This is a genomic window from Roseomonas sp. CCTCC AB2023176, from assembly GCF_042259275.1.
Taxonomy (GTDB): Bacteria; Pseudomonadota; Alphaproteobacteria; order Acetobacterales; family Acetobacteraceae; genus Roseomonas.
This window is the reverse complement of the sequence record NZ_CP170086.1, coordinates 3,675,400-3,689,742: the sequence shown is the minus strand read 5'-3', so window position 1 is coordinate 3,689,742 and position 14,343 is coordinate 3,675,400. Positions and strand designations below refer to the sequence as shown.

Below are 14,343 nucleotides of genomic sequence, written 5' to 3'. Positions count from 1 at the left end.
ACCCTTCCGGACCGCCCCTTTTTCGTCCCAAGCCGGCGATCAGTTGCGCCGGCTGTTCCCTTCCTCCCGCAGCCGCAGGGGCACGAAGCGCTGCCCCTGGGCGCTCTCGACGAGGAACAGCGCACTCGCGCGGTTCTGTCGGCGCAGGCGCTCGACGCGCTCCGCCAGTTCCTGCGGCGTGTTCACCCGCTCCTGCTGCACCTCGACGACGACGTCGCCGGCGCGCAGGTCCCGCTCCGCCGCCGGGGAGCCCGGCGCGACCTCGGTCACCACCACGCCGCGCTGCTCCGGCCGCAGCGAGAACCGCTCGCGCGCCTCGTTCGTGATGCCCGTCACCCGCATGCCGAGGCCCGGGATCTCCAGCGCCTGGGCGGCCTGCGGACGCGCCGGCTGGCCGCCGCGCTGCCCCTGCGTCTCCGCCACCTCCTGCGGCAGCTCGGCGACGGTCACCTGCACCGTCTCCTCCTTGCCGTCGCGCCAGACGACGACGGGAACGGTCGTGCCCACGCGCGTCTCCGCGACGATCCGCGGCAGGTTACGCATCTCCCGCACCTCCTGCCCATTGAAGCGCAGCACGACGTCACCGGCGCGGATGCCGCCCTTGGCCGCCGGACCGTCATCCTGCGCGCGCGCCACCAGGGCGCCGCGGCCCCCGTTGCGCAGGCCCAGGCTCTCGGCGATCTCGTCTGTCACCTGCTGGATATTCACGCCGAGCCATCCGCGCCGCACGCGCCCGCCGTCGCGCAACTGCTCGACGATGCCGCGCGCCAGGTTGGACGGGATCGCGAAGCCGATGCCGATGGAGCCGCCCGACGGCGAGTAGATCGCCGTGTTGATCCCGATGACCTTGCCCTGCATGTCGAAGAGTGGGCCGCCGGAGTTGCCGCGGTTGATCGCAGCGTCCGTCTGGATGAAGTCGTCGTAGAGACCCTGCCGGATGTCGCGCGACCGGGCCGACACGATGCCCGCGGACACGGATCCGCCCAGGCCGAAGGGGTTGCCGATCGCCAGCACCCAGTCGCCGACCTGTGCGTCGTCGGAATTGCCGAAATCCACCGCCGTCAGGCGCCGGTCGGTCTCGCGGATCCGCAGCAGCGCCACGTCGGTCCGCGGGTCGGCGCCGACGAGATCGGCGCGGAGAGTCGTGTTGTCCTGAAGGACGACGTTGATCTCGTCCCCGCCCTCGACGACGTGGTTGTTCGTCACCACCAGGCGCTGACCCGCGTCGATGACGAAACCCGAGCCGAGCGAGGTCGCGCGGCGGCCGCCGCCACCCGGCGGCTGCCCCGGGCGGTTCTGCGGCCCCTGCGGTCCGCGCCCCTCGGGCTGGCCCGGGCGCCCGTAGCGCTCGAAGAAGTCGCGGAAGAACTCTTCGAAGGGGAGCCCGGCGGCGCCTGCGGCACCTCCGGAGCGTCGGGCCGGTTGCCCGCGCGTGCCTGCACGGCGCTCGAGACCTGGATGGAAACGACGGCCGGCAGCAGCTGCTGGGCAAGGGGCCGGAAGGAAGACGGCGCGTCGCGCATCGGGGTCTGGGCGAAGACCGGCGAGGGCGCGGCGGCCGAGAACGCCGCGATGAGGGCGAGGGTCGCGGCGATGGGGGTGCGAAGACGCAAGGGGACGATCCCTTCGGGGTGGTTCCGTTCGGTCCCGGCAATGTGGCGCTTCCGGCGGCCGGGTCGAGTGCCGACTTGTTACAAAGGTTGCCCCGCCCCGCCGGGCCCGATCACGCCTCCGCGTGTCCGATGTCAGAATTCGTCCCAGCGGCCGTCGTCTGCACCAGCCCGGACCGCCCCGCCCCCGACGACCTTCAGCGCGGGTCGGGCGGCCGCCGCCGGGCGCGACGCCGGCCGGACGGAGGCGGCCCCCGCTCCGTCGCTGCGTCACCCGTGCGGAACCGCTCCACGGACCGGAGCAGTTCCCGGCCGTCTCCCGCCAGGGCGTGCGCCGCCGCCGTGCTCTCCTGCACCATCGCCGCGTTCTGCTGGGTCACCTGATCCATCTGGTTCACCGCGACGTTGATCTGCCGGAGCCCGACCGCCTGCTCCCCGGCGGAGGCGGAGATGGCGCCGACCACCTGGTCGATCTCCCCAACGCGGCCGATGATCCGGGTCAGCGCCTCGCCGGTCTCCGCGACGAGCTTCACCCCCGTCCCGACCTGCTGCGACGACGTGGAGATCAGTGCCTTGATCTCCCTCGCGGCCTCCGCGGACCGGTGCGCCAGGGCCCGCACCTCCGTCGCCACTACGGCGAAGCCGCGCCCCGCATCCCCCGCCCGCGCTGCCTCCACACCGGCGTTGAGCGCGAGGAGGTTCGTCTGGAAGGCGATCTCGTCGATCACGCCGATGATCTGACCGATCTTCTTGGCCGAGGCCTCGATCTCGCTCATCGCGGTGACGGTGCGGCGGACCACCTCGCCGCTGCTCTCAGCGTCGCCGCGCGCCGCCCCGACGACCCCGGCCGCGCGGGTCGCGCCGGCCGCGGTGCTGTCCACCGTCGCCGTCAGCTGGTCCAGCGCCGCGGCGGTCTGCTCCAGGCTCGCGGCCTGCTGCTCCGTCCGCCGCGCGAGTTCGTCGGCCGAGGCGGCGATGCTCGCGGCCCCGCCCTGGATCCCCTCCGCATTACGCGTGACCGTCACCATCGCCGCGCGCAGCGTGTCCATCGCGTTGTTGAAGTCGGCCCGCAGGCCTTCGTACTCCGCGGGGAAGGCCTCGTTCAGCCGCTGGGTGAGGTCGCCGGAAGCCAGCCGCCCCAGCCCGCCCGCGAGGGACGATACGACGCGGGCCGCTTCCGCCGCGCGGGCCCGCTCCTCCGCGTTGCGAAGCTCCTTTTCCTCGGCTTCGCCGCGCCTCGCCTCCTCGAGCGCCGTCATGGCCACGGCATTGTCCCGGAAGACCTGGACCGTCCGGGCCATCGCCCCGACCTCATCGCCGCGCTCGGCGCCGGCGATCTCCTGCGCGGTCTGGCCGGAGGCCAGCCGCTCCATCACCGAACGCAGCCGGTTCAAGGGCGCGACGATCTGCCGCGACACGATCATTAGGGCAGCAAGCAGTCCCGCGACGATCGCGGCAGCCGTCACGCCCTGCGTCAGCCACATGTTCCGCGCGGACACGGCATCCAGCGCCGCCGCCGCGGTGACGTTGGCCGTCGTTTCCCGATCCAGGAATGTCCGGAGGTCCTGCTCCACCTGGAGGATGACGGGGTTGACCTCCATCATCATCCGGTATGCCTCGATCTCGCGGCCGCGTGTGCCGAGTTCCACGACGCGGTCGAGGCCCGACGACACCCGGCCGATGCCATCCCGCAGCCGGCCCTCGAACTCCGGATGACCCGCGAGAATGCCGGCCGCCGCCGCGAGGCGCTGCGAGTTCCGCACCTTGTAGTCCTCAAAGGCCGCGCGGGCCGCGCGACCCTCCGGCGTTGTCCCGTCGTACTGGACGATCTTGTAGGCGTCGTAGGCCATGCCGGTCATGTTGCCGTTCAGCCGCGCCAGGGCGGTCAGCGCGACTCCGCGGCCGAGCAGGCCCTCGTAGGAGTTGGAGAGGCTGGACGTCGCCCAGCCGCCATAGGCCGTCCCGAGCAGACCCACGAAGGCAACGATCGCGACCGAGAGGAGGATCTTCCCCGAGATCGCCAATCCCCTGAGAATACGTGTCATGGGCTCCGCTCCGATCTCGTCCGGGGAGGTTCCCCGGTTCGAGGTCGGGCGAGGCTAGGCAGCCATCCTTAAAGGCGGCTTAGCGTCGCCGCCCGCACGGGCGGCGGCGCGACGCCATCACCGCGCGACGGTCGGCGCCTCGCGCAGGTAGCGGAAGAAATCGCTGTCCGGCGTGAGGAGCAGCCGCGACTCGCTCCCCTCACCGAACACCTCGCGGTACGCCTGCATCGTCCGGTAGAACTGGAAAAAGCCGGGGTCGCGCTGGAAGGCGTCGGCGAAGATGCGCGTCGCCTCCTGCTCGCCCTGGCCGCGGAGGATGTCGGCGCTCGCCTGCGCCTCGGCCAGCAACACGGTGCGGTCGCGGTCGGCGGCGGCGCGGATGCGGGCCGCGCCCTCGGCGCCCTCGGCGCGCGCCTCGCGGGCCACGCGCTCGCGCTCCGACTGCATACGGGAGAGGATGGCCTGCGTGTTCTCCTGCGGCAGGTCGGCGCGCCGGATGCGGACATCCGCCACCTCGATCCCGAAGCGCCGCGCCTCCTCGTTCACCTGGCGGCGGATCTCGTTCATCACGCGCAGGCGGTCGTTCGACAGCACGGCCAGCAGCGGCTCGCTGCCGAGCACGCGCCGCAGGGACGAGGACACGATGGACGACAGCCGTCCGCGGATGCCGGATTCCGCCGCACCGGCCGTCTGGTAGAAGAGCAGCGGATCGGTCACCCGGAATCGCGTGAAGCTGTCCACGATCAGACGCCGCTGGTCCGCGAGGATCACCTCCTCGCCCGGCGCCTCGAAGTCCAGCAGCCGGCGGTCGAAGGCGATGACGGCCTGGATGAAGGGCACCTTCACGTGCAGGCCGGGGTCGCGGATCACGCGGATCGGCTGGCCGAACTGCGTGATCAGCACCTGCTGCGTCTGGTGCACGGTGAAGAGCGCCGAAGCCGCGGTGATCACCACCGCGAGCAGGACGACGCCGAGGATCAGGAGGCGGTTCATCGGACGGGGACCTGCGGACGGACCTGCGTGGCGGCCGCCGCTGGCGGCACCGCCGGCGGTCGAGGCGCCGGCGGCTGCGGCCGCTGCGAATCGAGGTTGAGGAGCGGCACGAGGCCCTGGAGGCGGTCGTCCACCACGATCTTCGGGTTGCGGCGGAGGATCTCCTCCATCGTCTCGAGGTAGAGGCGCCGCAGCGTCACGTCCTGCGCCACCTGGTAGGCGGAGAGGACGGAGATGAAGCGCGCCGCCTCGCCGCGTGCGCGGGCGATCTGGCTGTCACGGGCGCCGGTCGCCTCCTGCACCATCCGCTCGGCCTCGCCGCGGGCGCGCGGGATGATGTCGTTGCGGTAGGATTCCGCCTCGTTGCGGGCGCGCTCGCGGTCCGCGTTCGCGCGCTGCACGTCGCGGAAGGCCTCGATGACGGCGTTCGGCGGATCGACCTTCTGCAGCTGGACCTGCGTCACCTCGATGCCCGCCCGGTACTGGTCGAGGATCGCCTGCGTGCCCTGGCGGACCTGCTGCTCGATCTGTGCGCGCGCCTCGGTCAGCGCGGGCTGGATGGGCGTGCGGCCGATCACCTCGCGCATCATCGACTCGGCCGCGGACTTCACGGTGTTGTCTGGGTTGCGCGTGTTGAACAGGTACTCGCCGGCGTCGCGGATGCGCCAGAACACCGCGAAGTCGATGTCGATGATGTTCTCGTCGCCCGTCAGCATGAGCGACTCTTCCTCGACGTCGCGGCTCGGCGTCGGGCGCTGCGTGATGACGTTGGAGTCGAGCGCGCTGCGGAAGCCGACGTCGACGCGATTGATGCGCGTCACGCGCGGCGTGGTCGCGCTCTCGACCGGCCAGGGAAGGTGGTAGTTCAGGCCCGGCGGCGTCGTGCGCTCGAAGGCCCCGAAGCGCATCACCACGCCCTGCTCGTCCGGCTGCACGCGGTAGAAGCCCGAGGCGCCCCAGAACAGCAGCACGAGGATGCCGAGCACCGCGAGGCCCTTGCCGCCGCCGCGCCGCGGCAGCCAACGGCGCAGGGCGTCCTGCGCCTGCCGGATCGCGTCATCCAGGTCCGGACCCCGTCCGGAGCCGCCGCCACCGCCGCCCGGCGGGGGAACGCCCCAGGGACCCCCGGCCGGTTGTTGCCGCCGGGCGAACCCCAGGGAGACGGCCCGCCGCTGTTGTTCCACGCCATCGGGCGTCGGTACTCCGTTCGAATCCGCCGCGCGGTGCATCCGCCGCGGGCGCGCTTGCGCGCAGGTGGTGGCACCCATATGCCGGGCGCGGCGCCGTCCGCGAAGAGGGGACATTGCGCGCGGTTCATCTTGGCCCGGATCGGGGGGTTTCAAGCGATGGTGAGCGAGGGTCCGCGCGGCCTGGAAGCCGCGGTGCGCTCCGCACTCGCCGGCCTGCGCGACCCCGCGACGGGCCGGGACCTCGCCGCGGCCGGGATGATCGGCGGCATCGCCGCGCGCGACGGCATGGTGCAGGTGGAACTCGCCGTCCCTCGCGACCGGGCGCGGGGGCTGGAGCCGCTCCGCGCCGCCGCCGAGGCTGCGGTGCGCGGCGTTCCCGGCGTGCTCAGCGCGACGGTGGTCCTCACCTCACACCGTGACGCCCAGCCCGCCCCGCCGCCGCGCGCACCCGCCGCCGGCCAGCGCGCAGGTGGCGGCCCGATGCTGCTGCGGGAGGTCGGGGCGGTGATCGCCGTCGCCTCCGGCAAGGGTGGCGTCGGCAAGTCCACCACCGCCGTCAACCTCGCCTGCGCCCTCGCGCAATCCGGCCTTCGCGTCGGGCTGCTGGACGCCGACGTCTACGGCCCTTCCCTCCCCCTCATGCTCGGCGCGGCGGGCAAGCCGGACGTCGTGGGCGACCGCATCCAGCCGGTCCGGTGCTGGGGGCTGCACGCCATGTCCATCGGATTCCTCGTGGACCAGGAGTCACCCATGGTCTGGCGCGGCCCGATGGTCATGGGCGCGCTGGAGCAGATGATGACCCAGGTCGCCTGGCCGGCCCTCGACGTCATGGTCGTGGACATGCCGCCCGGCACCGGCGACGCGCAGCTCACCATGTCCCAGCGCGTGCCGCTCCGCGGCGCCGTCATCGTCTCGACGCCGCAGGACGTTGCGCTCCTGGACGCGCGACGCGGCATCCGGATGTTCGAGAAGGTGAACGTCCCCGTCCTGGGCTTGATCGAGAACATGTCCTTCTTCTGCTGCCCGAACTGCAACCACCGCAGCGACATCTTCGGCCATGGCGGCGCGCGCGCGGAGGCCGGCCGCCTCGGGGTCGAGTTCCTCGGCGAATTGCCGCTGAAACTCGCGATCCGCGAGGCGGCCGATGCCGGCAACCCCATCGTCCTCGCGCAGCCGGAATCGGACGAGGCGGCCGCCTATCGCCGAGTTGCCGCACGCGTCTGGGACAAGGCGAAGACCCCGGCCGCGGCCGGCCCGCGAATCACGGTCGAGTAGGGGCGCTCCCGGGAAGGCGCAGCCAGCCCGTCCGCCGCTCGCCACCCCGCTCCAGATGCGGCCGAAGTTCATCTGCGAGCTGCCGGAGCGCCGCGTCCGACGGCACGGCGCGGCAGCCCTCTTCCGCTGCCGCGGCAGCCTCGGGCCCCAAGCCCAGATCGCGCAGAGCACGCGCGCGCGCGCGGTGGGCGTGACCCATGCCGGGGTTCAGGCGGATGCCCGTTTCGAACATCCCGACGGCTTCCTCCGCCCGCCCGGACTGAAGCAGGACATAGCCGACCCAGGCTGCCAGTTCCGCGTCCGCGGGGTCGAGCGCGTGGGCCTGCCGCGCATGCGTCAGCGCCTCCTCGGCACGCCCGAGCCGGGCCAGGGCGAGGCTCAGGCCACCATGCGCGGAACCAAGGCCGGGATCGGCCGACAGGGCCCGCCGGAAGGCCAGCGCCGCTTCCTCGTCGCGGTCGGCGCGCAGCAGGGCATGCCCGACCGCATCGTCGATCCGCGCGGCCGCCACGAGGCCGGACGCAGCCTCGCCGAACCGGGCCAGATCCTCTGCCGTCGCCCCCGAAGCGACTAGGCGGGAGAGGGCCACCCCGGCCCCGTGCGCCAGCATGGGCTCGAGGACCGCGGCGTCGAAGCCGCGCGCCTCGGCCTGTGCCGCGAGCCGCAGCGCCGGGCCGACATGCCCGCGCCGCAGGGCCGCCGCACCGAGGCAGGCATGCCATGGCGCGCAGGCACCGCGGCCGCTGCGGACGAGCCGCCGCAGCCCGGGGGCGTCCCCCGCCAGCACGCAGGCCAGCGCCCGGGCCAGGACGGATCGCCCCGCCAAGAGCCAGATCGCCCAGTGCCCGACGAACGGTGCGACCACCGAACGCAGGGGCCCCGCCTCCAGCGCCAGGCGCAGGTGCGCGCCATCCTCCGCGTCCCAGGGATCGGCAAGCACGAACGTCTCGTCCGCCAGGTGTTCCCGCCGCACGGCCATGCCGGCATGCAGGGCGGGGTCGAAATGCGCGGCGTAGCGCCGGTCCCACGGCACGTCGCGCGGATCGAGCGAAACCTGCGGCGACACCGCCAGCGCATGCGTCAGCCCTAGCAGCCGCCCGTGACGCAAGGCGGCATAGCCGCCCATGCTGTACCCATAGCCGAGACGCCGCTGCCTCCCGACGCCCGAGAGGAACGGCGCGCAGCGCACCATCGCGGCCGCCGGATACCAGTTCGGCCCCTTCGCCACGATCCCGATGCAGTCGAGATTGAGCTGCTCCGCCGGCTCGCCCGCCCAGAAGCGGCCAGGCGCGGGGCGGAGGTCCTTGTCGCCGAAGGTGATGAGCGTGAAGTCCGAGGATCCGGGCCGGTACACGGCCTGGACCGCATCGTCGTCGTAGAGGATTCTCAAGGTTCGCCGGGTCCCGGCGCGACCCTAGGGGGGGCGACCTTCCCCCGCAACCGGCCTCCGGCGCGTCAGGCCGCCGCGCTGCCGGTGAAGTCCGCGACCATGTGCAGCGTCGCGCGCAGCCCGACGATCATCCCCGCCTCGTCAACCCGGAAGCGCGGCGAGTGGTTCGGCGCAACCGTCCGCAGGTCCGCATCCGGTGCGGAGATACCGACGTTGAAGAACACCCCGGGCACCGCGCGCGAGAAGTAGGCGAAATCCTCCGCCGCCGTCGCGGGCGGCGAGAGCCGAAGCCGGTCCCCCGCGATCCGCGCCAGGGTCGGCGCCATCCGCTCGGTCAGCGCGACGTTGTTGACGTTCGTGGGGTAGCCGTTCGGCTCCCACCGTACCTCGGCCCGCCCGTCCATGCCGCGCGCCACGTTCTCCGCGATCTCGCCGACGCGACGCATCATGAAGCCGCGCCGCTCCTCGCTGTAGGTGCGGAGCGTGCCGTTCATGCTCACCCGGTCCGGGATGATGTTGCTGCGGTTGCCGCCGTGGAACTGACCGACCGTGAGCACCGAGGCCTCGCTGCCCGAAACCTGGCGGCTCTGGATCGTCTGCAGCGCGGTCACGATCTGGGCGCCGATCACGATCGGGTCCACCCCGCCCCAGGGCAACGCGCCATGCGTCTGCCGCCCGTGCACGATGATCGTGAACTCGTCCGCGCTGGCCGTGGAAGGCCCGGGGCGATAGCCGATCTCGCCGACGCGCAGGCCGCTGCTCACATGCAGCCCGAAGACCGCGTCGGGCCTGGGATCGGCGAAGGCGCCCTCGTCCAGCATGCGCCGTGCCCCGCCGATCTCGCCGTTCGGCAGGTTTTCCTCCGCCGGCTGGAAGAGCAGCTTCAGCGTGCCGCGCAGCGTCGCCTTCTGCGCCGCCAGGACCTCCGCCGTGGCCATCAGGATCGCGACGTGGCAGTCATGCCCGCAGGCATGCATGACGCCGACCTGCTGCCCGCCCCATTCCGCGGTGGCGCGGGACCGGAAGGGCAGGTCCACCTCCTCGGCGACCGGCAGGGCGTCCATGTCGGCCCGCAGCGCGAGCACCGGCCCCGGCCCGCCCTCGCCCTGCAGGTGCGCGACGATGCCCGTCACCGCGACGCCCTCCCGCACCTCGTAGCCCAGCGCGCGCAGGTGCGCGGCGACGAGCGCGGCGGTCCGCCGCTCCTGGTTCCCCAGCTCCGGGTTCGCGTGGATGTCGCGGCGCCAGGCGATCATCCGCGCCTCGACCGCCTGCGCAGCCTCGTCGAGACGCGCGTGGAGAGGCAGCGCGGCGGCCGCCGTCACGGCGTTCGCCGGCCGCGCGAAGCCGGCCGGCAGCACGCAGCAGGCGCAGGCCGCCGCGAGCAGCCCGCGGCGGGAGGGGAGCGTCGGATTGTCGGCGGTCCGGCGCGTCGCGGGGCGGCGGAAGAGCATGGGCGAGGTCCTTCCCAGAAGCCCCGAAAGGCTGGACCCGCCGCCCCGCCCTTGTCGAGCGCCGCTTGCCGGGCGCCGCTTGCCGGGCGCCGCTTGCCGGCGCCGCTTGCTGGGCAACGCTTGCCGGACGGCCGTCCCGGCTCGACGGCTATCCCGCCCCCGCGAGCAGGGCGTCCGTCTCCGTCGCGTCCGGCATCGCCGCGGCGGCGCCACGCCGCGTCACGGACAGTGCCGCGGCCGCCGCTGCACGGCGCATCGCGCCCACCAGCGGCATCCCGCGGGACAGCCCGGCGGCGAGCACCCCGCACCAGCAATCCCCAGCACCCGTCGTGTCCTGCACCGGCCCCGCCCGGAAGGCCGGAACGGCATGGAGCCCGTCGCCATCCGCGGCCTCGGCCCCCGCCTCTCCGCGCGTGACCGCGATGGCTACGCCGAGCACCGCGCGCAGCGCCGCCGGCGCGCCGTCGCAGCCCAGATGCGCGCCGATCCAGGCCGCCTCGTGCTCGTTGACCACCAGCAGGTGCAGCCCGCGCAGCGCCTCGGCCGCCAGCGGCCCGGCCGGCGCCATGTTCAGGATCGCCCGCCCGCCGTGCGCCCGCACGCGCGCGACGAGGGTTGCGTTCTCCGCCGGCGGAACCTCCATCTGGAGCAGCACGACACCGTCCAGCGCATCCACCGGAACCGCATCCGCCCGCGCGCGCGCGTTCGCGCCGGGCGACACCGCGATCTGGTTCCGCCCCTCCGCATCCACGCAGATCGCCGCAGCGCCCGTCGGCACGTCGGTCCGCACCACGCCCGACAGGTCCGCCCCGCTCCCCCGCAGCGCCGACAGCGCCGCCTCCGCCAGGGCGTCCTGCCCGACCGCGCCGAACATGCGGACCGCCGCGCCGTCGCGTGCGGCCGCCACGGCCTGATTGGCCCCCTTGCCGCCGGGCAGCGCGGACCAGGCCCCGCCGAGGACGGTGTGCCCCGGCGCGGGCAGCGACGGCACGGGGAAGACGAGGTCCGCGTTGATGCTGCCGAAGACCGTGACCGTACCGCGCATGCCCGGCGCATGCGGCCGACCCTGCCCTGGGGTCAAGCCTCCGCACGAGCGTCTGGCCCGCGAGACGCGCCTGACGCTCGGGCCCCGGACTTTCGCGCGCCCGACGCTCGCGCGCCGGACGCTCGCGGGAGGGTGATGCCCCCGCCGGAACATCGTCGTTGACCCGCCGACTCCCCGCTCACGTACGGTCCTTGGACCAGAAGGGCCCGGCAGCGGGCAGGTCGGAGCGAGCCATGTCCCCAGCACGCGTCCTCGCCGTGACCGAGGAAATCTACGACGCGGCCACCGGCGGCACGCCCTGGGCCGTCGTCGGTGCCAGCCTCACGGCCCTCCTCAGGGCACGGACCATCTCGCTCATGGCGGGCGACGTGCTGGCGGGCGAGCCGGAGATCCTCTGCGCCGCCGAGGTCCCGCCCGACGGCGTGACGGCCTATCGGCGCCACTACCGCCACGTGGACCTCTGGACGAAGCGCGCGGCCGCGGCCTTCGCGCATGAAGCCGCGCACGGCCCGCCTCGGGTGAGCGTGAGCGGCACCCTCGTGCCGGAGGCCGAGTTCGTCGAGAGCGAGTTCTATCGCGAATTCGGCCGCCATCACGGGCTCCGCTACGTGGTGGGAAGTTTCGTTCCGCTCGGCGCGGCCGGCGCCATGCCGATCGGCCTGCACCGGCCGGCCGGTGCCGCTCCCTTCGGCGATCCGGAACGCAAGCTCCTCTCCGCCGTCCTGCCCCACCTCCGGCGCGCGATGCAGCTGCGCCACCGACTCGGCGCGGCAGCCGGGGATGGGAGTGCGCCCGCGCCCGGCCTCGGCGCCCTCGACGCGCTTTCGCAGCCGCTCCTGATCCTCGACGCCGACATGCACGTCCTCGTCGCCAATCTCGCGGCGGAGGCGGTGACCTCCGCCGAAGGCGCCGCGCTCCGCCTCCGGCGTGCGGGCCACCTGCGCGCCGCCGCGCGCACCGTGCTCACGCCGACGCATCGCGCCGACCGGGTCGCGCTCGAGGCCCTCGTCCGCGCGACAGCGTTCGCGCAGGGAACCGGCGGGGCCATCCGGCTGCGCGACGCGCAGGGCGTGCCCTCCCTCGCCGGCCTCGTCACGCCGCTGCCGCGACGCATCGCGGCCGCCGATGGCGGCGGCATCGCACGGGTGGAGGGCCGCGCTCTCCTGCTCCTGCGAGAGATCGGTCGGAGCGCCGCCGCCCCGAACGCGGACGTCCTGCGCGGCCTCTTCGGCCTGACCCGCGCGGAGGCCGACATCGTCCGCAGCCTCGCCGGCGGCGCGACGAAGGCCGCGGTCGCCACCGCCCGCGGCCTGCGCGAGACGACGGTGCGCACCCATGTCCGCTCCGTGCTCGACAAGACCGGTGCCGCGAACCTGCGGGACCTGGAACGCATGCTGGCCGGGCTGGAGGGGATGTAGGCCCGGTCGCGCCCGGCCCTCATCCGGCGCAGTCCGGCGGCCCAACCGTCGCGTCGCGTCGTGGCGTCGTTCGCTCGCGCTCTACCGCGCGGTCGCGCGCCCCAGGGCGAAGCCGCCGAGCGTCGCGCCGAGGATCAGCGCCCAGACCTCCCCGAAGACCGCCGCTATGATCGGCAGGCCGACGAGCACGGCGAAGAGGATGACGAGCACCGCGATCCAGCGGCGCGCCAGGGGTCCCGGCCGCAGGAACCCGAAGCGGCCGGGCGGTGCACCGCCACCGCCACGCGGTGACGGCGCCTTTGCCGAAGGCCGCTTCGCAGGCCGCGGGCCGGGGCGGGTGGCGGCGACCCGGCTCACGCCACCCCCGCCGGAGGCTCCAGCTTGCCGCCGGCCTCGTCGCGCCCGAGGACGTCCATCAGTTCCCGCCACTCGCGCTTCGAGAGGCCGCTGCCGCGCTGCTCCACTGCCTCGCCGCAGGTCATCCGCCGGACGACCGCGAGCATTTGGGCGGAGAGGGTCACGGCGCCCATCCGGTAGTCGCGAAAGGCCTCGTAGGTGTGTGGGACCCAGGCCTGGACCGTCCGGAGCATGGCGTCGGCATAGACGCGAATCTCGTATTGCGCGTGGGCGTCGGCCCGCAGCGCCAGAAAGCCCAGCAGGTTGTGCAGATCCGTCTTCCAGTACCACTGCGTGTAGGCATTGAGCGTCAGGTTCATCCGCGCGAGTTCCCGGGCCAGCCCGCGCCGGCCGGGGTCCAGGACCTGCCCTTCCTCGTCCTCGTTCAGCATGTCCAGGTAGTGGTCGTAGTTCCGGGTCGCGTCCTCTCGCAGCATGTCCATGACGCGCGCCGCCTCGTCGCCCGACAGCACGTCGCCGCGCCCCTGGCGGTTGACGACGGATTGCGCCGCCAACGCCTCCGGCGCCGGCAGGTAGAATTCCCGGTCGAGGATGGAGTAGCGCGCGGAATACTCGTTCACGTTGGCCATGCGGTGCCGGATCCACTGCCGCGCGACGAAGATCGGCAGCTTCACGTGGTACTTGATCTCGCACATCTCGAAGGGCGTCGAATGCCGGTGCCGCATGAGGTAGCGGATCAGCCCCCGGTCCTCGTTCGCCGCCCGTGTGCCGCGCCCGTAGGAGACGCGCGCCGCCTGCACCACCGCACCATCATCGCCCATGTAGTCCACGACGCGGACGAAGCCGTGGTCGAGCACCGGCAGCGGTTCGTAGAGCATCGCTTCCAGCGCCGGCGAGACGGGTCGCCGCGTCTCGTGACGGCCGGCAAGCGTTTCCTGCACCTCCGCGCGCTGTGCGTCCGTGAGCGGCATCCGTGTCCCCCTGAGCGTCGGCCGATGTAGCCCGTGCCGAAGCGGTGGGGGAGTCGGTTCCGCGTCGGTCCGGCCACACTGTGTGCCGGGCGCCATGGTGTTCGTGCGGCGCCCGCCGCGCCGAAGCAACGCCCGCCACAGCGCTCGCACTCTCTTGACCGCAGCTCGGCGAGCAGCCCGCCCGATGGGGCCGTGGCGTCGGCGTCGTCGAGCGCGACCCCCGGGGGTTCGGACGCGGGGTGCGGCCCGTCAGGACGGCGGCTGGGCGTGCTGGACCAGCCGCCAGCCGTCCAGGCCCTCCCGCCAAGTCGAGGTGCAGGCGGCACGGTAGGGCGCCGCACCGTCGCGCCGTCCCTCCGCGGTGTAGCCAAGCACGACCAAGCCCTTGGCAGGGCGCGCCAGGACGCGTCCCGCCATCGTGACGGAGGCCCAGCGCGGCGCCGCGGCGATCGCTTCCGCAATCGCCGGCCCATCCAGGATTCCCGCGCCCGGGAAGGCCTTGACGGCGACGGGGTCCATTGACTGGGCATAGGCGTCCGGCCCGCCCGTCCACAACGCCTCCTCGGCGCGCCACACCGCGTCGTCCTGCAGAATA

At 73.5% G+C, this 14,343-nt stretch carries 12 protein-coding genes; 2 read left to right on the top strand and 10 right to left on the bottom strand.

Features of this window, described 5'->3' with window-relative positions:
* Positions 1-39: 39 nt before the first annotated feature.
* From ACE7GA_RS18490 to hflK, 4 genes are all read right to left on the bottom strand, one after another.
* Positions 40-1,884 carry a Do family serine endopeptidase gene (locus ACE7GA_RS18490; RefSeq protein ID WP_376089719.1) on the bottom strand — a complete coding sequence of 615 codons (1,845 nt, stop codon included), beginning with the start codon at positions 1,882-1,884 and terminating at the stop codon, positions 40-42.
* The gene (locus ACE7GA_RS18485) at positions 1,808-3,655 is read right to left on the bottom strand and encodes a methyl-accepting chemotaxis protein (protein ID WP_376089716.1); all 1,848 of its coding nucleotides are present in this window, start codon (positions 3,653-3,655) and stop codon (positions 1,808-1,810) included. The genes ACE7GA_RS18490 and ACE7GA_RS18485 overlap by 77 nt, the downstream gene beginning before the upstream one ends.
* Positions 3,656-3,772: 117 nt before the next feature.
* On the bottom strand, positions 3,773-4,648 hold the full coding sequence (hflC, locus tag ACE7GA_RS18480; RefSeq protein WP_376089713.1) for a protease modulator HflC: 876 nt from the start codon (positions 4,646-4,648) through the stop codon (positions 3,773-3,775).
* Positions 4,645-5,832, bottom strand: coding sequence for an FtsH protease activity modulator HflK (hflK, locus tag ACE7GA_RS18475; protein WP_376089710.1), 1,188 nt, complete (start codon positions 5,830-5,832; stop codon positions 4,645-4,647). Before hflK ends, hflC begins: the two co-directional genes overlap by 4 nt.
* 165 nt (positions 5,833-5,997) lie before the next feature.
* Here hflK and ACE7GA_RS18470 point away from each other — a divergent pair, with 165 nt between their 5' ends.
* Positions 5,998-7,113, top strand: coding sequence for an Mrp/NBP35 family ATP-binding protein (locus tag ACE7GA_RS18470; RefSeq protein ID WP_376089707.1), 1,116 nt, complete (start codon positions 5,998-6,000; stop codon positions 7,111-7,113).
* Here the strand turns inward: ACE7GA_RS18470 and ACE7GA_RS18465 are convergent.
* From ACE7GA_RS18465 to ACE7GA_RS18455, 3 genes are all read right to left on the bottom strand, one after another.
* Positions 7,100-8,503 carry a tetratricopeptide repeat protein gene (locus tag ACE7GA_RS18465; RefSeq protein ID WP_376089704.1) on the bottom strand — a complete coding sequence of 468 codons (1,404 nt, stop codon included), beginning with the start codon at positions 8,501-8,503 and terminating at the stop codon, positions 7,100-7,102. The two genes, ACE7GA_RS18470 and ACE7GA_RS18465, sit on opposite strands and share 14 nt — an antisense overlap.
* A 65-nt stretch (positions 8,504-8,568) precedes the next feature.
* Positions 8,569-9,957, bottom strand: a complete 1,389-nt coding sequence (locus tag ACE7GA_RS18460; RefSeq protein WP_376089701.1) for an amidohydrolase — start codon at positions 9,955-9,957, stop codon at positions 8,569-8,571.
* 148 nt (positions 9,958-10,105) lie between these two features.
* Entirely contained in the window at positions 10,106-11,002 is an 897-nt protein-coding gene (locus ACE7GA_RS18455; RefSeq protein ID WP_376089698.1) for a PfkB family carbohydrate kinase, read from the bottom strand.
* A 233-nt stretch (positions 11,003-11,235) separates the two neighbouring features.
* On the opposite strand from ACE7GA_RS18455, the gene ACE7GA_RS18450 reads away from it, so the two are divergent.
* Entirely contained in the window at positions 11,236-12,420 is a 1,185-nt protein-coding gene (locus tag ACE7GA_RS18450) for a helix-turn-helix transcriptional regulator (protein ID WP_376089695.1), read from the top strand.
* Between the two features lie 81 nt (positions 12,421-12,501).
* On the opposite strand, the gene ACE7GA_RS18445 is transcribed toward ACE7GA_RS18450, so the two are convergent.
* From ACE7GA_RS18445 to ACE7GA_RS18435, 3 genes are all read right to left on the bottom strand, one after another.
* A complete protein-coding gene (locus ACE7GA_RS18445) occupies positions 12,502-12,777 on the bottom strand; it encodes a hypothetical protein (RefSeq protein WP_376089692.1) in 276 nt (91 codons plus the stop codon).
* On the bottom strand, positions 12,774-13,748 hold the full coding sequence (gene thyX / locus ACE7GA_RS18440; RefSeq protein WP_376089689.1) for an FAD-dependent thymidylate synthase: 975 nt from the start codon (positions 13,746-13,748) through the stop codon (positions 12,774-12,776). The genes ACE7GA_RS18445 and thyX overlap by 4 nt, the downstream gene beginning before the upstream one ends.
* 249 nt (positions 13,749-13,997) lie before the next feature.
* Positions 13,998-14,324 carry a DUF4440 domain-containing protein gene (locus ACE7GA_RS18435; protein ID WP_376089685.1) on the bottom strand — a complete coding sequence of 109 codons (327 nt, stop codon included), beginning with the start codon at positions 14,322-14,324 and terminating at the stop codon, positions 13,998-14,000.
* Positions 14,325-14,343 lie beyond the last annotated feature (19 nt).